Source organism: Halobacillus ihumii, assembly GCF_902726645.1.
Classification (GTDB): Bacteria; Bacillota; Bacilli; order Bacillales; family Halobacillaceae; genus Halobacillus_A; species Halobacillus_A ihumii.
Window position 1 is genome coordinate 1748465 of sequence record NZ_CACVAO010000001.1, and the last position, 23286, is coordinate 1771750.

The 23286-nt window shown below is 41.6% G+C and carries 19 protein-coding genes; 9 read left to right on the forward strand and 10 right to left on the reverse strand.

Annotated features, from left to right (window positions below; genetic code table 11):
• Positions 1 to 30: 30 nt before the first annotated feature.
• Positions 31 to 1173, reverse strand: a complete 1143-nt coding sequence (locus G6R08_RS08800) for a DEAD/DEAH box helicase (RefSeq protein WP_163527639.1) — start codon at positions 1171 to 1173, stop codon at positions 31 to 33.
• 117 nt (positions 1174 to 1290) lie between these two features.
• Positions 1291 to 1734, reverse strand: a complete 444-nt coding sequence (locus tag G6R08_RS08805; RefSeq protein WP_163527640.1) for an SRPBCC family protein — start codon at positions 1732 to 1734, stop codon at positions 1291 to 1293.
• 167 nt (positions 1735 to 1901) lie between these two features.
• Between G6R08_RS08805 and G6R08_RS08810 the strand changes: the two genes are divergently transcribed.
• The gene (locus G6R08_RS08810; protein ID WP_163527641.1) at positions 1902 to 2423 is read left to right on the forward strand and encodes a GNAT family N-acetyltransferase; all 522 of its coding nucleotides are present in this window, start codon (positions 1902 to 1904) and stop codon (positions 2421 to 2423) included.
• A gap of 51 nt (positions 2424 to 2474) precedes the next feature.
• On the opposite strand, the gene G6R08_RS08815 is transcribed toward G6R08_RS08810, so the two are convergent.
• Together G6R08_RS08815 and G6R08_RS08820 are read right to left on the reverse strand one after the other, a co-directional pair.
• Positions 2475 to 3407, reverse strand: a complete 933-nt coding sequence (locus G6R08_RS08815) for a DUF4349 domain-containing protein (RefSeq protein WP_163527642.1) — start codon at positions 3405 to 3407, stop codon at positions 2475 to 2477.
• Between the two features lie 232 nt (positions 3408 to 3639).
• Positions 3640 to 4203: a GNAT family N-acetyltransferase gene (locus G6R08_RS08820; RefSeq protein WP_240339673.1), complete on the reverse strand. Its 564-nt coding sequence runs from the start codon at positions 4201 to 4203 to the stop codon at positions 3640 to 3642.
• Positions 4204 to 4399: 196 nt separating this feature from the next.
• Here G6R08_RS08820 and G6R08_RS08825 point away from each other — a divergent pair, with 196 nt between their 5' ends.
• Together G6R08_RS08825 and G6R08_RS08830 are read left to right on the forward strand one after the other, a co-directional pair.
• The gene (locus tag G6R08_RS08825) at positions 4400 to 5038 is read left to right on the forward strand and encodes an ABC transporter ATP-binding protein (RefSeq protein ID WP_163527643.1); all 639 of its coding nucleotides are present in this window, start codon (positions 4400 to 4402) and stop codon (positions 5036 to 5038) included.
• Positions 5035 to 5832 carry an ABC transporter permease gene (locus G6R08_RS08830; protein WP_163527644.1) on the forward strand — a complete coding sequence of 266 codons (798 nt, stop codon included), beginning with the start codon at positions 5035 to 5037 and terminating at the stop codon, positions 5830 to 5832. The genes G6R08_RS08825 and G6R08_RS08830 overlap by 4 nt, the downstream gene beginning before the upstream one ends.
• 120 nt (positions 5833 to 5952) lie before the next feature.
• On the opposite strand, the gene G6R08_RS08835 is transcribed toward G6R08_RS08830, so the two are convergent.
• From G6R08_RS08835 to G6R08_RS08845, 3 genes are all read right to left on the reverse strand, one after another.
• The gene (locus G6R08_RS08835; RefSeq protein WP_163527645.1) at positions 5953 to 7326 is read right to left on the reverse strand and encodes a VWA domain-containing protein; all 1374 of its coding nucleotides are present in this window, start codon (positions 7324 to 7326) and stop codon (positions 5953 to 5955) included.
• Between the two features lie 238 nt (positions 7327 to 7564).
• The gene (locus tag G6R08_RS08840) at positions 7565 to 9439 is read right to left on the reverse strand and encodes a Xaa-Pro dipeptidyl-peptidase (RefSeq protein WP_240339674.1); all 1875 of its coding nucleotides are present in this window, start codon (positions 9437 to 9439) and stop codon (positions 7565 to 7567) included.
• Between the two features lie 216 nt (positions 9440 to 9655).
• Positions 9656 to 10099 carry an SgcJ/EcaC family oxidoreductase gene (locus G6R08_RS08845; RefSeq protein WP_163527647.1) on the reverse strand — a complete coding sequence of 148 codons (444 nt, stop codon included), beginning with the start codon at positions 10097 to 10099 and terminating at the stop codon, positions 9656 to 9658.
• 243 nt (positions 10100 to 10342) lie between these two features.
• On the opposite strand from G6R08_RS08845, the gene G6R08_RS08850 reads away from it, so the two are divergent.
• The 4 genes from G6R08_RS08850 (at position 10343) to G6R08_RS08865 (ending at position 15672) form a co-directional block, all read left to right on the forward strand.
• Complete coding sequence (locus tag G6R08_RS08850) at positions 10343 to 11395, forward strand: M14 family metallopeptidase (RefSeq protein WP_163527648.1); 1053 nt, start codon at positions 10343 to 10345, stop codon at positions 11393 to 11395.
• 30 nt (positions 11396 to 11425) lie between these two features.
• A complete protein-coding gene (locus tag G6R08_RS08855) occupies positions 11426 to 12625 on the forward strand; it encodes a M14 family zinc carboxypeptidase (protein WP_163527649.1) in 1200 nt (399 codons plus the stop codon).
• Positions 12626 to 12966: 341 nt separating this feature from the next.
• Complete coding sequence (gene mnmH, locus G6R08_RS08860) at positions 12967 to 14001, forward strand: tRNA 2-selenouridine(34) synthase MnmH (RefSeq protein ID WP_163527650.1); 1035 nt, start codon at positions 12967 to 12969, stop codon at positions 13999 to 14001.
• A 237-nt stretch (positions 14002 to 14238) separates the two neighbouring features.
• Positions 14239 to 15672, forward strand: coding sequence for an alkaline phosphatase PhoX (locus G6R08_RS08865; RefSeq protein ID WP_163527651.1), 1434 nt, complete (start codon positions 14239 to 14241; stop codon positions 15670 to 15672).
• 102 nt (positions 15673 to 15774) lie between these two features.
• On the opposite strand, the gene G6R08_RS08870 is transcribed toward G6R08_RS08865, so the two are convergent.
• Positions 15775 to 15906: a YpzI family protein gene (locus G6R08_RS08870; protein ID WP_079528780.1), complete on the reverse strand. Its 132-nt coding sequence runs from the start codon at positions 15904 to 15906 to the stop codon at positions 15775 to 15777.
• Between the two features lie 314 nt (positions 15907 to 16220).
• Between G6R08_RS08870 and G6R08_RS08875 the strand changes: the two genes are divergently transcribed.
• The gene (locus G6R08_RS08875; protein WP_163527652.1) at positions 16221 to 16640 is read left to right on the forward strand and encodes a VOC family protein; all 420 of its coding nucleotides are present in this window, start codon (positions 16221 to 16223) and stop codon (positions 16638 to 16640) included.
• 187 nt (positions 16641 to 16827) lie between these two features.
• On the opposite strand, the gene G6R08_RS08880 is transcribed toward G6R08_RS08875, so the two are convergent.
• Positions 16828 to 18678, reverse strand: a complete 1851-nt coding sequence (locus tag G6R08_RS08880) for an ABC transporter ATP-binding protein (protein ID WP_163527653.1) — start codon at positions 18676 to 18678, stop codon at positions 16828 to 16830.
• Positions 18675 to 20402, reverse strand: a complete 1728-nt coding sequence (locus G6R08_RS08885; RefSeq protein WP_163527654.1) for an ABC transporter ATP-binding protein — start codon at positions 20400 to 20402, stop codon at positions 18675 to 18677. The genes G6R08_RS08880 and G6R08_RS08885 overlap by 4 nt, the downstream gene beginning before the upstream one ends.
• Positions 20403 to 21814: 1412 nt before the next feature.
• Here G6R08_RS08885 and G6R08_RS08890 point away from each other — a divergent pair.
• Positions 21815 to 23242, forward strand: a complete 1428-nt coding sequence (locus tag G6R08_RS08890) for a Na+/H+ antiporter NhaC family protein (RefSeq protein WP_163527655.1) — start codon at positions 21815 to 21817, stop codon at positions 23240 to 23242.
• The last annotated feature ends 44 nt before the right edge of the window (positions 23243 to 23286 follow it).

The following is a 23286-nucleotide window of genomic DNA, read 5'->3' on the forward strand; positions in this document are numbered from 1 at the left end:
TTTCACTCCTTAGTATTAAAATCAGGATTGTTATTTACAATCTATTAACTTTCCTTTATACATTTCTCTTTTCTCCAAACGAAGGTTAAAATCCCTTGCATATTTTTTCAGGCGTTTCTCTTCTACAGGGTTTACAAGCGAGACTACTACCCCTGATTTTGAGCCTAACCTTGCCGTACGTCCAGCTCTATGAATGTAATCAGAAGGAGATTTAGGTACATTTAAGTTTATAATATGAGTGATATCTTTAATATCCAGCCCGCGAGCAGCTACATCCGTTGCCAGCAAAAGTGAAATATCCCCTTTACGGAACTTTTTCAAAGCTTTAGCTCGTTCTTCTTTTTTTGCATCGCTATGAAGGATTTCCAGGGAAAGTCCTTTGTATCTTATTTTTTCAGCATAAACACTTAGATTGCCAATATCCCCCACAAAAGCCAGCCCTTTAAACGATTCCATTCGTGCCAACTTCCTAATAATTTCCAATTTATCTCTATCCTGTGTAGAAATATAAGCGTGTACGGCATCTGGTCTTAACGCTTCCTTCTCGATACGAATAACTTCAGGTTCTTTCATAAATTCCTGAGCAGTATTTTCAACTTCATTTGGTAAAGTAGCTGAAAAAAGGAGAATTTGTCGTTCTTTAAGGGTAGCCTTTACAATGTTTTGTACAGTCTCCATATGCTCAGGGACGAGAAGTTGATCTGCCTCATCCAATACAAGCGTCTTAATTTCATGTGCTTTCAATTTCTTTTGTTTCATTAATTCATATACCCTGCCTGGAGTGCCGATAACCATTTGTGGTTTTTTCTTAAGCTTTTCAATTTGTCGTTTCACATTCGCGCCGCCAATTAGAGTGGCACTGGTTACCCCACTGTTCTTTGACCATGTTTGGACCTCCTGATGAATTTGCATCACTAGTTCATGGGAAGAGGCTAGGACAAGAAATTGCGTATGCTTCTTCGCAGGATCAATTTGTTCGAGGAGCGGCCATAAATAAGCCAGCGTCTTTCCGCTCCCTGTCGGCGCCTCTGCTATCACGTCTTTGCCCGATTTTATAAGTGGGATGGTATTCTGCTGAACAGAAGTTGGCTGTTCAAAATTTGACAGCTCCCACGCTTCCTTTAAAAAAGGAGCCATGTTTTGAAACCAGCTTGATTTACTCGATTCACTCATAATTGCTTGTCTCTCCTTGTAAGTACCGCATTATTTTTCACTCATAAAAAAACAGGTCTCTGTTGTCGAAAAGAGACCTTCTTGCGTACTGCATCTAATTTGATTTATTATATCATATCAAGATGGGTTCTTTTCTAACCATGCTTTCATTTTATCTAAATGATCGGCATCCTCTTTTTTAATGATCATTTTAATGAGTGGCTTCATAAGAGTATTACGTAAACCTTTCGTATCCAATTCACCTATAAATTCTACTCTCGTCCCTTCCGCCGTTTCCACAAATGTGTAGTGATAACGTAAATCAATCCCATGTTGATCGCTTCGAACAGCATAACTTTCATTGGGCTCATACTCAGTTACTTCAATAATTGATGCCGCTTTTCGTCCGCGTATTTCACGCACTTCCTTAAATTGATATCCCTTTCGGACCGGTCCATCAGTGATAGGCTTTGCCTCCACAACGGTTGCCATTATTTCCGGACTGTTTGAAAAGTCTGTTGCTGCAGCAAAAACTTCTTTAGTCGGCTTATTTATAAGAACACTACGCTTTAAAAATGCCATGTATATCCCTCCAAAACATCAATATCTCTTGAATAATTCTTTCAACATAACGCCGTAACCACCCTTCCTTAACCCCCGTATGCACAATCACGGTTCGTGACTTCCTCTGTTAGAAAAAGTACACTATGAAAAAGACTAACTACATAAAAAAGGAAGAGGATAGGCCTATGATTGAGCTTCGTTATTTTTCAGAAAAAGATTTCTCTCAACTAATCAATTGGATTACATCACCAGAATTCTTACTCCAATGGGGCGGACCTATGTTTCATTATCCACTGAATCATGCACAATTAAAAGACTATATGACAGATTCAAACATTGACTTTGCGAGTCAGTTTATTTATAGAGCGGTGGACACACAAACGGACACAACAATCGGTCACATTGCACTAAGAAATATAGACAGAACAAATCGGTCAGCTCGGATCGGAAAAGTCATCGTAGGCGACGAAGTCCGTGGAAAAGGATTTGGAGAAATGATGATGCAGGAAATACTGAAAGTGGCCTTTAATCAGCTGAAACTGCACAAGGTCAGTCTCGGTGTGTTCGATTTTAATCATTCTGCCATTCGCTGTTATGAAAAAGCAGGGTTTAAAAAGGATGGTCTTCTCCGTGATCACAGGAAAATCACCGACGATTACTGGAGCTTGTACGAAATGAGCCTATTGGAATCTGAATGGCACAAGTAAACGATAAAAATTAGGGCCACATACTGCGGCCCTAATTTGCTGGTTCATCAACTATGATCCTTTTTGCGACCGTTTCTTTCTTACCCTTTTCATAATCAGAAATACAGCTAGACCGATGATGCCCAGGAAAATTAAAACGGGCAAACTGCCGACTACAAATACAATCAAACCAGAAAAAATCGTAATGAGGAAGTTAATACTTTTTAAAAACTGCTGCTTCGTTTGATCCCATGTATTTAATTCATCGCTGTTTACCCCGGAGATTTGGACATTATTTTCCTGAATATGAATACTCACGGTCGCCAGGTCGGTTTTATTCTGCAAGTAATTCATACGCCCCTGGATATCTTCAATTTCTCCCTGAACCTTAGCCAGATTCTCAGAAATTTTCAACAAGTCCTCCGTTTTCTCAGCTTGTTCCATAAACGAAAGCAGCCGCTTTTCCACTACCTGCTTGGATTTCAAACGTGATTCAAGATCTACATATTCTTCTGTCACGTCTTGACCGGATATGGAGCTTTCATGAACTTTACTGCTGCCCTCTTCAACGACCTTAATAAATTCACGAAACTTATTCTGAGGGATGCGTGCAGTGACAAATCCGTTAATTGACCCTTCTCCAGATTCGCCGGACATATTTGACTCCACAATATAGCCTCCCCGTTCAGCTACTTGTGATTGAATGCTCGTGATGGTTTGCTGGTAATCCTTCACCTCGATCCTTAGGTTGGCAGTATAAATCACTTTCCGGTCAGATTGGTTAATTTTCGCTATTTCGGTTGATGCCTGTTTTTCTTGATTTACATCATTTTGCTGCGCTTTTTTCTCTGACGCTGGAGCAAATTTGCCACTTTCTTCAGGATGGAGTTCCGTTGTCAAAGCAGCTTCGTTCCCCGACTCACTGCTGCTTTGTGAATCACCGCTGCAACCTGAGACAAGTACACTTAAGCTGAGTACCAACACAACATATAGCCTGTTTTTCATGTTTGACCCCCAATGTTTTTTAGTTCTATGTTATGTATAGACGTCAAGCGCCAGAAAAGGTTTCTTTCATTTTCCAAATACATAAGAAACACACATTCTTAAAACGATAGGATAAGATGAATAAGTGCGGTAAAATATCTATTAACCTGACTAGTTGATCGGGAAAGGTCTATTCCTCAAGAATAGCTGATCCCCTGGGGGAATCATTATCCAACGGGTCGCAGTAGCAGCCTTACTGTTTCACAAACTCTTCCTTCAAAACACCCATTAATATCGAGTCATGATACTCCCCGTCATAATAAAGATCATCCCGAATGACTCCTTCTCGTTTAAATCCCAGCTTTTGATAAGATTTCATGGCTCTTTCATTATATGAAAAGACATCCAGTCCAACTCGATGTAAATTTAAATGATTAAATCCGAATTCTAACAGCAACGACATAGACTCTGTGCCATACCCTTGACCCCAGTAATTTTTATCAAATATGGAAATCCGTACAACGGCCTTTCGGTTTTGATGATCAATTTCCAGCATAGCTAAATCTCCGATCATCTGATGGTTCGTCTGCAGGCAAATCACCAAATCAATTCTGCTGCTATCCGTCGAATTCCTATCAAACCAGTTTTGAACACCTGCACGGCTAAATACAGCTTGTGTTCCTGTCAGTCTTCTTCCCTCTTTATCCCATAAGGCTTTTTTATAAAAAAGGTCCAAATCTTCCTGCTCGATCGGCCTCAGATAGAGTCTGTCTCCCTCTAAGAATTTAATATGATCAGCTTGTTCCATTCTGCTCATCGTTTCGCCTCCTCCAAAAAGTGTTCTCTGCCTTTATCTTACTTCAACTCCATCTCATTCTCTACTTCATGTGATAATTTACAGACATTTGTGGGAAGTTAGGATATACCGTATTAGTTTCTCTAGCGCTGTATTTAGGATAAAATTTGGTATATATCACCTTTTAAATTGTGTATGTATAAGGAGTGTTTCTATATTGTTCACCTTTGAGAACGTTACATATCTTGATATATTACATGTATCTTCATTAACCATTCATGAACATCAGAAGACCTGCATTGTTGGGGAAAGCGGCAGCGGGAAATCTACATTTTTAAAGCTGTTGAACCATATGATTTCCCCTAATCAAGGTCAGATTCTTTTTCGCGGGAAAAATATCGCCGAACGTGACCCCATTGCTCATCGAAGGGAAGTGACGATGCTTACCCAACATCCTGTATTGTTTGGTGAAAGCGTCAAAGATAACCTTCTAGCTGGTGTTCGTTTCGCTGAGCAAGAAGAGCCTGATGAGAATGCCTGTAAACAAGCCATTGAACGTTTCCGTTTATACAAGAGTCTTGACGATGAGGCCGAAAACTTATCGGGCGGAGAGCAGCAGCGGTTAGCTTTAGCTCGAATCACGTTAATGGACAGTCCTGTATATTTGCTAGATGAACCTACCTCTTCGCTTGATGAAGAGCTGGAGCATGAAGTGATGGAGAACTTCATGGCCTTTGCAGAAGAGCAAAAGAAAACAGTAATATTTGTGACGCATTCCCGCTCCATTGCAGAAAACTTCTCCGACGAAACCATTGATTTTCATAAGTACACACTAAAAGGAGAGGGGTCCTCATGAGAGAAGAAATGATCAATCTGACTCTTTGGCAGCTGGGAGCGGCTTACGTATTTATTTTGATTTTATTAGCCATCGTTCGCTGGCGTAAGATTCCCAGAGAAAAACAAATCTTAATTGCGACAATACGAATGACACTGCAGCTTCTCATCGTCGGTTATATTTTAATGCTGTTATTTGATAATCCTCATCCGTTACTAACGGTCCTAGTTGTTGCCATTATGGTAGCATTCTCAGTACGTAATATTTCCAGCAGAGTACGAGGAGAGTTAAATAAACCGCTCAAACGTGCAATATTAATCTCTATGGTTGCTGGTTCTGTAGTCAGCTTACTTTACTTCAATTTTATCGTAATCCAGTTGACACCGTGGTATGACCCTCAGTACTTCATTCCAATCGCTGGGATGATTATCGGCAATTCCATGACAGGTGTAACGCTTGGTGTACAAACTCTGCTTGATGGCATGAATGATCAGCGTCAGAAAGTTGAAGCCGCCTTAATGCTTGGTGCAAGCCCCCAAGCGGCCACTAAAAAGTGGGTGAATCGTGCCTTTGACTCTGCAATTTTGCCGACGATTAATAAAATGGTCGGAATGGGGATTGTGTTTTTACCTGGGATGATGACAGGTCAGATTTTAGCTGGAGCAAGCCCATTTATCGCGGTTGAATATCAAATTGCCATTTTATTAGGTATTATTGGAGCAGTATCCTTGACGGTAATTTTATTTGTTAATTTGGCTTATAAAGTATTTTTCAATGAGCGCAGTCAGCTGCTTCATAACACGGGGAAAAGCTGAGAGGCAGCTAAATAAAGCAGAAAAGAGCGGCGCAAGATGGATCCTTCTCGCGCCGCTCCCATTTCACGGATTGTTTTAGTTTTAGACGGTTCAAACTTAAAAGAATAGGGACCATTCTGATCAGTTATCGTATTTTTCCTTCATTTGGTCGCCCTTTTCATTAATTTTCTCTTTCAATTCATCACCTTCCCTCTCAACGGTCTCCAGCAATGAATTGAATTTTTCCTCAAAGGAAGCTAGGATTTCCTGACGCTGTTCAATCATACTAATGACTTCTTCACTTACTTGATCGCTGATCTGTTCATTCCCCTCTAAATAATAAACAGCCTCTTTTAAGTTACTTTCTTCGTCATAAGTAAGATTCATAAAATCCGTGCGTTTCCCGTACAGTTCATTCTTTTTATCTGTTTGTTCACCCGAAACCTCATTATAATTGTCGGCATTCCACGAACTCCACTCATTGTATAGACGGACACGTTCATCCTCCCATACCTCTTTAAAGTCATCTTCAGATTCGACAGTTTTGAATTCTCCGCCGCCTGCTTCCGCCACTTTCAGCAATTGTTCCTGTCCTTTGCTGTCAACGTCAAAGCCGATTATATTAACAACTGCCTCAATATTAGAATCATGAAGTTTTTTCGCCGCTGCAACTGGATCCCCGTCACACGTCTCCACACCGTCACTTACAATATAAATAATGTTCTGGCTGCCGCCGTCCGTGTTCTCAAAGTCTTTCTTCGCTTCCGTAATGGATTTCGCAATCGGTGTCCAACCGGTTGGCTCGAATTTATCCAAAGCTTCCTCAAATTCACCTTTATCATAAGGCTTTAAATCATAGACCAATTCCGTACTATCACAGGAAATCTCCTTATCACTATCAGCGTTGCTTCCCTTATGCCCATAAATCCTTAAACCGACATTAGCCTCTTTTGGCATGGAAGCAACAAAATCGTTAATCGCTGCTTTGGCCAGCTCCATCTTGGTTTTTCCGCCAACCTTTTGGGCCATACTGCCGCTTGCATCAAGCAGGATGGCGATATTGGCTGTGCTGTTAACATTTTCCCCATTATCCAATTTCATTCCACCTGGGGTGTCGGAAATCGCCGTCTCTATATGTGGATTAAATTCTTCGGCAAAATTATAATATTCCTTGTATTGACCTGATTCACTCATCAAACTTAATAAATTCGCATACACCTGGAAGCTGTCCTTATCCTGAAAACTTGATTCATCCAACGCACGATGCACCACGGCCTCATTATATGCATTCCCAGCATATTCCCCAGATTTTTGCTCAATAATTTCCTCTATCGTCGTGGCTACTTCAAATTCTTTTTCAATACTTTCTTTATCTGAAGCAGCCTGTTCCTCTGTTTTTTCTGATTCTTTGTTTTCTGTCTTTTCACCTTTTGTGGATGCCTCTTCATCAGATCCGCAAGCAGCAAGCAGACTACACAATAAAAATAACAATACCAACCGTGATAACTTTTTCATGCAAACTCCCCCTACTTTTCCTAACTTTTTTGCAAAAATTTAAATTGGAAATTTATTCTTCCATCTTATACTACTAAAACAGGAATAAATTACAACTATGCCCAAGCCTTTTTTCGTTTGAAGACAAGGCTAAATTGCTGAAATTCGCTGTTAAGAATTTAGAAGCTCAAAAAAATGCCTCCCGGTTAGAAGTCCGGGAGGCATCATGGCTATTGGTATAATATTTCGATGTAATCACTTAGTTCGAAAAAGTAACGGTTTGCTTTCCACCTACGATAGGCAGCACAACTTTACTACGCTTAGGATCCACTGTAATCTTTGTACCTGCTTCCGGTCGAATCGTATAGTTATGGTCAGAAGCAAGCAGAACCACACCTACTTGATGACCTTCTTTAAAGATATAATCATCGGGCTGCATTCCCCAAGTAAACTTATACTCTTTGCCAGGCACAAGAGAGTGGGATTTAGAAATTGAATGACGATTTTGCGGGTCCATCCATCCTCTAGTGACAATTTCAAAGGACCCATCTGGAGCATAATCCACTAGCAGTGCTGTGAGATTAGCGGCACGGGCATCGATGCTTGCTCGAATAGAAACTTCGGGAGTTCCGCTAATCCGCAATGATGAATCGAGCTTCGGTGTTTGATAAACGAGGCGATTCTCATGCTCACTGTTCGGATTCTCTGCCAGCGTTCTGGCTGTTATAGCCGGATTGTCTATGAACGTAGCTGTAGTTTTGTTTTTTCCTGACATCGGCTTCGGATCAAGACTAGTCTCTTCCTGCTGGAAGTACAATGATACGCCATTTGCATCTTTCGCAGGCCATGACTGATACGTTTTCCAATTTCCATCTTCTCGCTGAATATCAACCATCGGCTCTTCCATAATGTTGTTGTCGATATCATATAGCCAATGATCAAACCATTTATTTAGTGTATCCAGCCATTCTTCGTTACGAAGGTAATAGGGGTTGGCATGTCCGCTCTGATGAAGCCAAAGTTTACGCTCTACATTGTTTTCACCAAGAGCATTCCACCATTGAGAAAGATGCTTCATCTTAACGTTCCAGTCATTTAGACCATGTACGGCAAACACACTGGCTTTCACTTTGTTAGCATCTTTTACATAATTCCGTTCATCCCAATACTCATTGTAGTCGCCTGTTTCGCGATCCTGTAACCTTTCTAGTTTCTTCAGTACATCGTTACATTCCCCAGCATCCGCTCGTGTCGTAACTGCCTGGGCCAGTACGTCTGTGTCTTCCCCTTGATAACCTCCTGGGGCTACTACAGCGCCATTCGCACGATAATAATCATACCAGCTGCTAATTGCAGCGATTGGAACAATCGTTTCTAACCCTTCTACACCCGTTGTGGAGACAGCATTCGGCAATGTTCCATTGTAGGAGATTCCGATCATCCCTGTACTGCCTGTTGACCAATCTGCTTTAACTAGGTTTCCTTCACTGTCGTAAGCTTTGGTGCGGCCATTTAACCAATCAATTACAGCTTTTGTTCCAAGTGTTTCGTTTTTGCCGCCAGAGGTTGCACAACCATTAGAAAGTCCGCTCCCTAAACTTTCAGCCAGTACTACTGCATACCCCCGCGGAACAAAATAATCATCATAGTAGCCAGGGAAAGAGGGTTGAGCCGGACCGGCCGCTGTTGCGCTGGCCGCCCCTTGATTTTCAGCAAGGCTTACCTTCCCTTGCTCCCCCTTTCCTTTTTTCGCGGGCTTCCTATGATCAACTGGATTTAAAGGCACATCAACATCGTGAAAATTGATCGGGTTAAGCCCAGCACGATATGGGCTCATTTCATAAATAACTGGGACTTTTAAACCCTGTTCCGTTTCTTTCGGCCGAATAATATCAGCATGAACGCGATCAAGTTCGCCGTCTCCATCACTGTCGACTGAGGTTTCAATATAAACGGTTTCCCTGATGGCCTCCTCATGGGAATAAACCGGCTGAGTTTTTCCATCTTCCACTTTAACTTGCTGAACATTCGGGGACTCTGAGTTCCCTTCTTCAGCGCTGACTGATTGAACAGTGAGCACGGTAGACAATATCAATAATAATAGCGTAGTATGTAACGAAACTTTTTTCCTCACACATACCCCTCCCTGTTTTATTCCATAAATACACATTCGAGGGGATTCTATGTAACACCTTTTTCAGATCATAAATAATTGAAAATAATAAGAAGGACGCAAGACCTATGAACCATATCATATGAATGGATCATCGACCGAGAATGATGTCCAGAAAACAGAAGAGCTAACGCTAGAATTCTCCTAGCATCAGCTCCTCTGGTCTATTAATTTCGGCTATTTTTTTAATTCCTCTGTCATTTCTTCTACCAAATCCGGCCTGCCATGATACTGTGCCGGAGTATTTTGAAAAAGTTCAACTTTCCACTGATGATCTATTTTCACTGCCGTAAGTGTTTGATGCGCATTAAGTTCTGGATCGAGTTCTGTTTTACCAGGTGGGACCATTCCTGCGATAGCTCGCAGTATAGCACTTTCTTCTCCTAACAGCCGGACATCCTTTACTTTACTTGTAAAAGGCGGGGTAGGATGCTTGGCAAAAATTTCACCTAGATGCGTGGATATCTCATTGGGTCCTGTCAGCAAACTCCCATCAAATCCAATTTGCTCCCCTGTTTCCGTATATAGTTCAGTCATTTCCTCTGCATTACGATCATTCCAAGCATGAATTAACTTTTGATAAAGTTCAATCACTTCTGCTTTAATTGTAGTTTGATCCATCCTATCTGCCTCCTCTTCTAGTTAGTTTAAATGGTATCATAACTGCCCTTAGAAAACTTCTAAACGACCGCTTTCCCGCATCCTGGCTTCTGAAAGCAAGGAATTTATATCCACTTCAATAGACCTCTTCTAAAATGCTGTGCTTAAAAACCGTAGGTATACGGAATTATTTTCCTTTTATTAAAAGGTATTATCTTCATTCTGACAGAAATAGTTTGTAAATTACTCTTGAGGAGGATCTCTATGAAAAACAAAATTTTAACCGTTATGGTAAGCGGAGCCCTGTTGTTATCAGGGACATTTTTGACAGGAACAAGCACAGTTTTTGCCGGGGATAACGTCCCCAATGGACCGAACTACGGCGGAAATGAAACGATTAAGAATGAGCGTCTCCACTCCTATGAAGAAATGGTGGATTTCTTAAAAAAAGCTGATAAGCGTTCGGAGGCATTAGAGCTTGAAGTGTACGGCCAGTCTGTCCAAGGAAGGGATTTATACTTGGCCAATTTCGGTATCGATGAAGACAACCCCACCATATTATTTCTGACCCAGCAGCATGGAAATGAAACACTCACGACAGAAGGCGCCCTTCAAGTCATCAAACACTTAACATCAAATGGAAAACAAGTACAGGAAATCCTCAATAATGTGAATGTCCTTATCGCTCCCCGGCTAAATGTTGACGGAGCTGAAGGTGATGTCAATTTCTCCTTAGAGGATTATGTTGCCGGCACTCACACCCGTTACAACGCAAATGGTGTTGACCTAAATCGTGATCATGTTGATCGTAATCAACCTGAAACGAAAGCGCTGCATCAGAATATTCTACAGAAATATAAGCCTGATTATATGATTGACCTGCATCACCAAGGGACTCAAACGACATTAGGGGATACAGGAGAGCTCGTATCCGGATCCATCCTCTATCCAACAAATGAAAATGTAGATCCAGAAGTACGGGAACAATCAAAACAGCTAGGTGCAGTTGTGTATAATGCCATTGACTCAAAAGGGTATGGTCTTCTATCTAAATATCCAGGCAGTAACAAACCAACGATCAGCCGTAACGGACTAGCCCTTGAGTATGGAATTTCTACCTTACTGCTGGAGGTACGTGGAATGGCAGACCATTGGTACGAGGATTACGTTCTGGGACAAAAGAGTAACGGGTACCTCATTAAACAGGTGGTAACAGCAATGGAAGCGAGCTTGAAGGCGCTTGCTGACGGCTCTATCCAATCCGCTGATACTTCATTCTGGGAAACCTTGCCAGAAAGTAATTACTCAGGTGAATAATTACTAGAATAATTTAAGGAGTTGGAGAATTTGAAGAAAATAAAACTGCTAACTGTCCTGAGCACGATTGTACTTTCTGCAAGTATTGTCATCCCAGCTTCCGCAGCGGGGAGCCATCCTGGAACTCCTGATCAGCAGACCTATAATAGTTCCGGTTTCACGAACTATGCTCAATTAGGAAAAAAGCTTGAAAAAATTGAGCGGACCAGTAACGGAAAAGTCGATGTTAGTATAGCGGGACACTCTAATAACGGTAGAAATATCTATCAGGCAAGAGTCGGCAATGGTGACCGTGTTATTATGATTGAAAGTGAGATTCACGGGAATGAAAAAACAGGCACAGAGGCTCTATTAAACATTTTGCAATACCTGGGTTCCAGTAATTCTCCTCAGGCTCAAAAAATTCGTGAAGAAATTACCTTAGTCGCTTTGCCGAAAATGAACCCGGATGCCTCTGAGTTGGATCGAAGAGGGAACAACATGACCTGGGCGGAGGTTGTAGAAGATTTTCCTCAGTTGGCCAATGCTGATGGCCCTACGTGGAACTATTACACAGGGACTTTACAAGGTGATCATTATACTGATCGACCTGGCTTCGACGTTAACCGTGATTTTAATCCGAATCTTGATTATGTACCACAAGCTGAAGATATTCCAGGGGCATCAGATGATCCAGGCTGGTATCTCACACCTGAGGCCCAGACTGTTCGCGATGTTTACAAAGGATTAAAACAAGAATTCGGCAAGGTGGATGTTTTTGTGGACCTGCATCACCAAGGGCTTTATTATGTCGACGGAACCGATGAACCCGTCACCCTTTCCCTATCAGGTCAATTTGTCCCCCATCCATCAAGTGAAAAGGGGCAAGAATACGCAGAATATGCGGATACTTACAACTATGAATTTTCAAAGCAGCTTAATGTAGCAGCCTATGATGCTCTTCAATCCATGGGCAATTCACCTTTTGATAATATTACTTTATATAGTCAGGGGCTGGATCTTCCGGGTACAGCGTTAGGTTCTTTTGCCTTAAATGGAAGCGGGACAGTGCTTTTTGAAGTTACGGGACAAACCCACAGCATGGGGCAAAAGAAAAAGGGAATGCTTGTTAAGGCTGTAGAAACAGGCTTAACCGGCATCATCGAAGGGGTTGCTGAAGGAGCGGTACAGAACCTTGATGCAGACCGATATCATGAGATACCAGAAACTTCTTATTCGCCAGGCATATAAAATATAGAAACGGTACAATACTTATATTCTTCACCAATAGAAATTGAAAGATAAAATTCCCTATCTAATTTTCAAACTAATCCCCGATATCCAGTCCATGAGCATTTTTATGATATACTAGAATAGTAAATGACTCATTAAGGGGTTATGAGCGTCACTATTCATCTACTATGGTGTTGCTTTAGTACAATTCCTGTGCGCGATGCCTGCAGATGAATCCTAATATCTCAAGTACTATATTTCTAAATATGCCAATCTTGTAATTATAACCCCTTCAGTGTTTTATATCGGCACTGAGGGGGTTTTTTATTTAGAAGCTATTGCGAAAGGCGGATATACGAATGTTTCAAGATGTTACGCTAAAAGAATTATCGACGTTAAAGAAAAATGAGGAGATTACCTTAATTGATGTCCGTTCCCCCTCAGAATATAACGATGCCACAATTCCTGGCAGCCTAAATATACCTATATTTAATAACGACGAAAGAGCCGAAGTGGGAACACTTTATAAGCAAGTCAGCACAAATGCTGCAAAAGAACGCGGGCTTGAAATCTTTTCTGCTAAACTCCCTGACTTTATTAAGAAATTCAGTAAGATTAGTACGCAGAAAGCTGTATTTTGCTGGCGAGGCGGAATGCGTAGTGAGACTGCGGCAACCGTCCTTGATTTAATGGGAATTCACGTTTATCGATTAAAAGGGGGAATACGCAGTTATCGCCAGTGGGTCGTACAAACATTAGAACAGATGGAATTCCAACCGCGATCTTATGTTCTTAACGGTTATACAGGCTCCGGAAAAACGGCTATTTTGCAACACCTTCAAAAAGATGGCTACCCCATCCTCGATTTAGAAAAAATGGCTAATCATAGGGGGTCAATTTTTGGCCAAATTGGTCTAGAACCCAATAATCAAAGGGAGTTTGAGTCGCTTCTAGTTCAAGATTTGCTGCGGTTACAACAATCACCATATGTACTGCTTGAAGGGGAGAGCAAGCGAATCGGTAAAGCCGTTATGCCTGACTTCCTATTTGATAAAAAGGAACAAGGCACACAGCTGTTTATTGATTTACCTTTAAACGAGAGAATACTCAATATATTGGATGATTATCAACCCTGGGAACATCAAGAGCAATACATGGAAGCTTTTCGAATTATTAAGAAGCGAATCCATACACCGATTGCTAACAAAATAGAGAGCAACCTCGAAAACGGTGAGTTTTACTCAGCTGTTCAATTGCTGCTCGAGTATTATTACGATCCTCTCTATGATCATACGGCCGAGCAATATCCGAACAAAATTACAATTCAAGCAAATAACAACACCGAAGCTATTAAAAGTGTTCAAAATATCGTCAATGAAATACAAGTAGGATAAGTAATACCCCCCTGGACAGGTTCCCCTAAGATTAACGGAGCCTGTCCAACTATTTATGAAGTGATTCTACTCGGTTTGAACCTCGATAATTCCAACTGAATCCTCCCTCTTCATTTTAGAAAACCTCTTAATTAACAGGAACTTCACAATTATTAAACATCTCATTAAAAGTGGTCTGCTAGTTTATTAATAGATTACCTTATGGTTATTTTTAAATGATTTAAGGAGGCATCTTTAATGACAGGCAATTCTAATATGAACAGACGTGACTTTTTCAAAGTTAGCGGAATGAGTACAGCAGCGATAGCACTCGGTACATCAGGAATTCTCTCCTTTGGCAGCAAAAGCGTTTCAGCAGCACCCGGGAAGCCAAAATCACTAGGTGGTTACGGACCTTTAGTCAAAGATCCTGGCGGTATCCTTGATCTCCCTCAAGGGTTTCAATACCGTATTATTTCAGAGGAAGGCGGTAAGCTTTCGGATGGCCGCCCTATACCGGAGAACTTTGATGGTATGGCTGCTTTCAATGGACCGCACAATTCTACGATTCTCGTTCGCAACCATGAACTGAGCGGCAACCCAAAATACCCAGTCATAGGTAAAAACCCGTACCATAAAGACAATACCGGCGGCACTACATCTCTAGTTGTTGGGGCTAATCGCAAGGTGAGCAAGGAGTACGTGTCATCTGCAGGGACCATTCGAAATTGCGCTGGCGGGGCTACCCCGTGGGGAACATGGCTGACCTGTGAAGAAACACTTGAAGAAGGACACGGTTATGTGTTCGAAGTCGACCCTCAAGAACCGGAAAATAAAATGTCTAAAACTCCAATCAGAGAGATGGGCGCCTTTTCACACGAAGCGACTGCTATCGATCCTGCTACAGGGATTGTGTATCTGACGGAAGATGGCGGTCCGAGTTACCTTTATCGCTTCCTCCCAAATGATCGCAGTCAAAAAGCTGGTTCCTTGCAAAAAGGCGGTACATTACAGGCTGCTGCTATGGAAGAAATGAGTTCAGATAGCGCAAGTGATTTTTATACAGGACATGCATTCGGAATTGTCTGGAAAGATGTTGATCCGGAAAAGCCTACATACGATGCTGGGCAAAAAGGCTGCATTGCATTCAGCCGTCTGGAAGGGGCTTATTTTGAAGGTGGTGTGTTTTGGTTCGACGATACATCTGCAGGGGATAAAAATTTAGGGCGTGTATATCGTTATATCCCTGCTACTAATACGTTGGAACTTTTTTACGAATCAACGGCTGCTAATGATTTGGAAATGCCAGATAACATCTGCATTACCCCATGGGGAGATTTATGGATTTCCGAAGATGGCGGCGGGGTTGACCGAATCATCGGCATAACTCCTGAGGGAGAATCCTATATCTTTGCTGAAAATAAGATCAACAATTCAGAATTGGCCGGTCCTACATTCTCTACAAGAGGAGACACATTCTTTGTGAATATTCAAAACCCTGGCCTGACTTTTGCAATTTGGGGCCCGTTTGCACGTAAAAGTGCCGGACGCAGAAGACAAATGGGGCACGCGGCTCCACCTTCTCAGTATGCACCAAAAGTTTCGGACAAACTTTCTGCATTTGCCGAAGTGCAAGGAATGACTGATTTAGAAGCTGCAGCCTTCTCGCGTCACGGCATGCCAATTGCATAAGAAAATAAGCATTTTCGTTCAAAACAATACGAGAAGTTAGAAGACCTTGAGAAAGATGTGAGCAGGAATTACCCCCTCACATCTTTTTTTATCCAACTTCCTTTACTTGTTCCGTTTACGTGCTTCTTCAGCATCTTCAAGCTGAGTAGCGCCAGGGAAGTCTAAACTTTGATCACGGTCAGATTCTACCCTTTCTGACTTCTTAAGCTTCTTCTCTTGTCGGTCTTTGCCCATTATCTACCCTCCTTTCTTTGTTATTATGAAGGAGAAGATAAAGTTTCATACTTCAAGTATTTCCACGGTTTCTTTAATGTACATTTGTGGTTAGGGCAGAATAATTGGTCGTTAGGGAAGAATAATTTGGAGCTTGGGCCGAATTCCCGGCACTTAGGGGAGAATACCTAGGGGTTGGGGCCGAACTCCCGGTACTTAGGGGAGAATAATTATGGCCTTGAGCCGAACTCCCGGCACTTGGGGAGAATTCCGGGATTTAACTTCTACATGACTATGATAAAATAGTGGAAAATTGAACGAGGAGAGTAGGAAAGATGAAAAAAAAGTTAGACCATATCGGTGTTGCTGTCAGACAGCTTGAGGAAAGCATTGACTTTTATAAAAACATCTTAGGAGCTGCTATGATTGATCGCTATCGCAGCGAAGCTCCTGGAGTTGAGAGCGAAATCGCCATAATGGAGATCGACGGAGATCGAACAGAACTATTGTGTCCGACAAACAATACTACCTCTCCGATTGCTCGTTTTATCAAGCAAAAGGGAAAAGGCGTTCACCATGTAGCTTACCAGGTTGATGACCTGGATGAGGCTATTGCGTCATTGAAAAGGGACAACCTCCGGGTTATGGAAGATACAAGGAGAACAAACAAACACGGACGACGTCTGATTTATTTAAATCCGGCAGACACCGAAGGAACGATCATTGAGTTTTGTGACTATCCTAACGAACAGTAAGAACTAGTGGAGGCCGGAGGCGGGTGATGGCATTATAAGTGCTTCCAGCTATGCTTTCGGCTGTCCGAATGTCAACCTTAACCCGTACTTAATGAAGTCGAACTCATTGCTTATACACCGGATCCTGAGCGATACTGCACATGTCCTATGCTTTTCCCCGCTGTTCTAAAAATTTGTGTATTATACGTTATGATGTGATTTTTTCAGAGGTTTCGTTTGCAAACTGACTGTTGTAAAGCTCAGCATAGAAACCGTCTTTCGCTAACAGTTCATCATGCGCTCCTTGCTCGATCACACTGCCTTTATCCATAACGAGAATTGTATCTGCGTCCTTAATCGTGGAAAGTCTGTGAGCAATGATGAAGCTTGTTCTACCTTCCATTAATTCACTCATGGCCTGCTGAATATGGCTTTCTGTTCTTGTATCCACACTGCTGGTAGCTTCATCTAACACAAGGATTGCAGGGTCCGTAATGATCGCACGAGCAATAGTAAGCAATTGCTTCTGACCTTGTGATATATTGGATGCTTCTTCATTAAGAACCGTATCGTAACCTTCAGGGAGTGTCCGAATAAAGTAATCAGCATGTGCGGCTTCAGCTGCTTGAATAACCTCGCCTTCAGTGGCATTTTCGCGGCCGTAGGCTATATTGTCTCGTATCGTCCCATTGAAGAGCCACGTATCCTGGAGAACCATGCCAAATAAGCTGCGCAACTTGCCGCGTTTTACATCACGAATGTCTACACCATCAATTGTAATTTTGCCTTTGTCTATTTCATAAAAACGCATCAATAGATTGATCAGTGTTGTCTTCCCAGCTCCAGTCGGCCCTACAATCGCTACTTTTTGGCCTTGCTCTACGTTTACCGTCATCTCTTTAATAAGCGGGGCATCCTTTTGATAGCCAAAATCAACACTTTGAAAACTAACAGAGCCTTTTGCAGATGGCATCGTCTTAACATTCGCCGATACCCATTCTTCCTCATCATCAAGAATTTCAAAGACACGTTCAGCTGATGCAACCGTTGATTGAATGACATTTGCTATGCTGGAAACTTGAGTAATCGGTTGGGAAAACTGTCTAATATACTGGATAAATGCTTGGATTCCGCCGACTCCGATCGCTCCTCTTGTAACTAACAGAGCACCAATTACACAAATGAATACATAAACAATATTATTTACAAATTTTAAAATTGGCTTAATCAGACCGGAAATAAATTGTGCTTTCCAGCCTGTTTGATAAAGGCTCTCGTTCATTTTCTTAAATCGGTCAATAGACTGATCCTCACGACCGAACGCCTTGATCACCTGATGCCCTGAATACATTTCCTCTACATGGCCGTTCAATTGTCCAAGGGCTTTTCGCTGGCCTATGAAATAGTTCTGTGAACGTACAGCCACTTTCTTTGTTATGATAAAACTTATCGGTAAGGTTATAAAAACAATCACAGTCATTAACGGACTAATGGTAAGCATCATCACCGCAACACCAACTAATGTTACGATGGATGTAATGAACTGTGTAAGACTTTTTTGCAGTGTGCTGCTGATATTCTCCAGGTCATTAACAGCACGACTTAATAGGTCGCCATGTGTTCGTGAATCAAAATATTGAAGCGGGAGACGGGAGAGCTTTTCGTTTACTTCTTCTCGGATGGTATAGACGGTCTTTTGCGCAACGCTCGCCATAATATACTGTTGAATGTAGCTGAATAGGACACTCAAAAGGTATAGCACACCTAAAATAATCAAAGCTGCCTGAATAAACTCAAAGTCAACCCTGGCATTTTGAATGCCGTACCTCTTCATCACCGTGGATTGAAATAAACCCGTTGTAATCATTCCAATGATTTTAGGGCTGAGAATGGCAAAAATTGTGCTGAGGACAGCCGTTACAAGCACGTTCAGCAATGGTACTCTATGAGGTTTCAGGTAGCCGATCAGTCTTTTTAATGTTCCTTTAAAATCTCTGATCTTTTGCTCTTGCTTACCTTTACGACGGTTTCTTTGCTGTTTTTGACGCTTTTCGCTCATGCCGTTTCCCCCTCTGAAAACTGCGATGATACAATCTCCTGGTAGACTTCACAGTTTTCCATTAACTCTCGGTGTGTTCCAACGCCTGCCATTTCTCCATGATCTAAAACAATAATCTGGTCTGCATCCATAACTGTACTGATCCTTTGAGCAACAATGAATACGGTGGCCTCAGATGTCTCCTCTTGAAGGGATGCACGCAGCTTAGCATCGGTTTTAAAGTCAAGTGCTGAAAAACTATCATCAAATATATAGATATTAGCTTCTCTTATTAGAGCGCGGGCGATGGAAAGACGCTGTTTCTGTCCACCCGAGACGTTTGCCCCTTTTTGAGCGATAACAGAGTCAAAGCCGTTCTTCGTCTCTAAAATAAAGTCTGATACTAGGGCGTCATCCGCTGCCTTCCTTACCTCTTCATCTGTCGCGTTTTTCTTTCCATAGCGAATATTATCTGCAATAGTCCCAGAGAAAAGAACTGCTTTTTGAGGGACTAAACTGATGTTATTTCTCAAATTACTCTGCAATATGTCACGTGTATCGACACCATCTATCTTGATGCTGCCCCGATCCACATCATAGAATCTTGGGAGCAGGTTAATAAGTGTCGATTTTCCAGCTCCAGTGCCCCCTACAATAGCTGTTACCTGGCCAGGCTTGGCAGAGAATGAAAGGTTTGAAAGGACAGGCTCTTCAGCTCCCGGATAACTGAACGTTACATGATCAAATTCCACAACTCCCTCTAGCAAGTGTTCATCTTTATCACCAACCGGATCCTTCACATCAGGAACTTTATCGAGTACCTCGTTAATCCTGGCGGCTGAGACCGAGGCGCGGGGGATCATGATGAGCATCATCGATGACATAATTAAGGAAAACATGATTTGCATGGCATACTGAATAAAGGCCATTAATTCACCGACTTGAAGGTTTTCATTACTGATTCGAATACTGCCGAACCATATAATCGCAATGATTGAAAAGTTAAGAACAAACATCATGACCGGTGTTAACGTTGCCATAATCTTGTTAACTTTAATTGCCGTGTTGGCAAAATCTAAGTTTGCTTCTTTAAAACGATTCTGTTCATGATCAGTGCGATTAAAAGAACGAATAACCCTAATGCCGTTCAACCCTTCCCGAAGTACGAGATTCATTCGATCCAACTTCTTCTGCAACGATTTAAAAAGCGGGAGTCCTTTTTTGGCCACAACGATAATTGCAGCAACTATGATAGGAATAACCGCGATAATAATCAATGACATAGCCGCGTCTGTAGCAATAGCTATAAGGATTCCCCCAATAAACATCATCGGAGCCATAATCAAGACCTTCAGCATCATTGTCAGCACTTGCTGAACTTGCATAATATCATTGGTCGTCCTAGTAATAAGCGAGGAAGACCCAACATTATCAAATCCTTGCAGAGAGAAATTTTCAATATGTGTAAACATTCTTTCACGAACAACTTTTCCAAATCCCATGGACACTTTCGAAGAATAGAATCCTGCCAAGATCGAAACAACCACACCCCCTGCAGCCACCAACAACATGAGGCCGCCTATCTTAACAATATAGGAAATGTTACCATTCACGATCCCTTTATCCACAATATTCGCCATTAAGGCAGGAAGAAAGAGCTGAGATAAGGCTTGAAAAAGTGTTAGCACCAAAATAACTATGATAGGAATGCGATAGGGCTTTAAATATTTGAACAATTTCATCATGTTTCATCACCTCCATCCATCTTGAATTGAGCCAAAATTAATGTGATTTATAGATCCTGTTTTATACGAAAAAAGCCGAGGTGAAGTGATTCACCCCGGAGTGTTAACAAGTCTATACTGCCTCACTATTTCAAGGCATGTATTAAAGTAAGCTATCAAGGTCCAAGTCAACATTGCCAGAATCGTTCACGCTTCCGTTAGCAATATCGCTTAAGATTTGTGTTACGTCTAACATGATGTCACCTCCCATGGCTTATTAATTTCTTGTTCATTACGAGTATGCCTTATAGCAAATCGCTGATGTCTAAATCAACATTGCCAGAGTCATTGACACTGCCGTTACCGATGTCGCTCAAAATCTGTGTTACGTCTAACATGATGTCACCTCCCATGGCTTTTTATTTCTTATTCATTACGAATATGCCTTATAGCAAATCGCTGATGTCTGCATCAACATTGCCAGAGTCATTGACACTGCCGTTTAGAATGTCGCTTAAAATTTGGGTTGAATCAAACATGGTGTCACCTCCAATGGCACAAGTTTTTGTTCTCAAAAGGAACAACAGTATACTGTTCCTAAGATAAAATTAATTATAAACATATACCTTTTTCATGATTTCATAGGTAAGTGTTATAGCAAGTCGCTGATATCCACACCAATATTTCCGGAATCGTTGACACTGCCGTTTAGAATGTCGCTTAGAATTTGCGTAATATCTTGCACAGTCTCACCTCCCTTATCTTTTTACATATAGCTATCGAATCAAATAGACAATTGGATCACTTTTTTTATAGATTTTTTTAAAAAAATCTATGGATCGATCCGAATCTACCTTTAGAGAAGAGCCATGATTCCTTTTATGGCGGGGAAAATTGCATCTTCAAAAGATTAAAAAGTTAACTAATGAAATCTTGTGAAAAGTTTTTGTAGAGTGGGGAGAGGCATTTATTAAGACTGGATAAGAAATATATTAAATACGCGGTAATAGTATATAGTAGTACGAACAAAGTTCTTTGCTTTCATCGTACGAAAGCAATTTCTTCCCTTGAAAAATAGATTAAGTTCAAGAATTTAACTTTGCGCTTGCCCATATCTCAGTGACAAAAAAGCTGTTCTGTTTAGGGTAACATGTCCATTTCTTCTACAATATCTTTAATACTTACCGAAGTTGACATCTAAATCCCGCCTTTAAATGATTTTTTCGCCTTGACCCTAGCAAATACGATTTATTCATACTTGTCAATAACTCTTCGTTCTCGTGTTTTTCTATCCCACCTAACTTAACTGACAAAACACTATTATGGCTTTTGAATCAACTTCCTTTTTCCTTAATTACTCAATTCTCATGCATATAAACCACTTTCTTCACCCATGCTAAAAAAATGATCTATCAACGGAAAGAGGTGCCACAATGGGTTGGTTATCAATTATCCCCTTCATTGTCGTAATTATTGCGGCAATTTGGACAAAGCAGGTGGTTCCGAGCTTACTATTTGCCGTGATTGTTGCCGGATATTTAGCAGAACCCCACTGGTTAAATGGAATGCTCACTGCTGTCCAGTTCATCATTCAAGGCCTTCAAGATGAAAATAATTTAAAAATCATTATCTTCTTATATGGTTTTTCAGCCATGATCGGACTCGTCCGCATGTCTGGGGGAATTAAAGGATTTGTTAAGGCAGCTACAGAAAAGGTAGAGAACAAGCGAGGAGCATTTATATTATCATGGTTGTCTGCCGTTGGAACGTTTAGCACGCCGAGTTTTCGTATCGTAACGATCGCCCCAGTTATGAAGGCGATGCGCAGGAAAATTCCAATGTCTAAACAGGAGATCGGGTTCGTAATTGAAACAACAGCCTCACCTCTCGTAGCTGTTATACCTGTGGCGACAGCGTTTGTGGGGTACATGACCTCGGTCGTCGAGCTCTCTATTCATCAGGCCGGTACATCTGGAGACCCTTATACCCTCTTCTTACAAAGTATTCCCTTTAACTTCTTCGCCTTTGCTATGCTGCTGCTCGGATTTTATTTAAGTTTTTTTCATCGTTCGAAGAAAAAGGCAACAGATGCAGAGAAGAAAAATAACCAAGGTGACAATGCGAAGGACGATCAGCAGGATGATGACAAGTGGGAGGATTGTCATCCCGCTGTAAAAAAAGATCTTCCGGCTAATCCATGGAACCTAATTATTCCTCTCGCTAGTGTCATTATCCTTACGTTTGCCTTCATGTATGCGATTGGAGTCGAAAAGGGCAAATCTGGATTCCAGGCGTTGATTAATGACAATGTGCTCGGTGCTATGGTGTTAGCGGTCCTCTTAACACTGATTTGGTTCGTCGTGTACTTGAAATTTTCTAAAGAACCGCTTCGTAAACAAATGAAAGAGTTGATTGAGGGCGGCAATGAGATGATGGGGGTTATCTTGTTGCTCGCGATGGTGTGGGGGCTGAGTAAAGGAACTGAAGCGCTTGGCTTTGCGGATACGATCTCCACTTGGTTCAATTGGATTCCATCCGGATATGTAGCCGTAGTTATTTTCGTTCTCGGCTGCGGTCTTGCCTATTTCATTGGTTCAGCATGGGGAGCATGGGGGATTTTGATGCCTGTTGCACTTTCAATTGCCGTTACTGCTGGCAGCTCACTTCCCATTGTAATTGGTGCTGTATTTGCCAGTGGAACGTTCGGTGCTTTCGCTTCTCCGCTTAGCGACGACACAAATACGACAGCTGGTATTTTGAATTTAAATACGATTGAATACGCAAAATTCAAACTGAAGCCAGGTTTAATGGCAGCAGGTGTGGCAGCTTTAGGATACTTAGCACTGGCAATATTTTTATAATAAAATCCTCACCCTGGTTGGTGAGGATTTTATTTGAGCGTTTT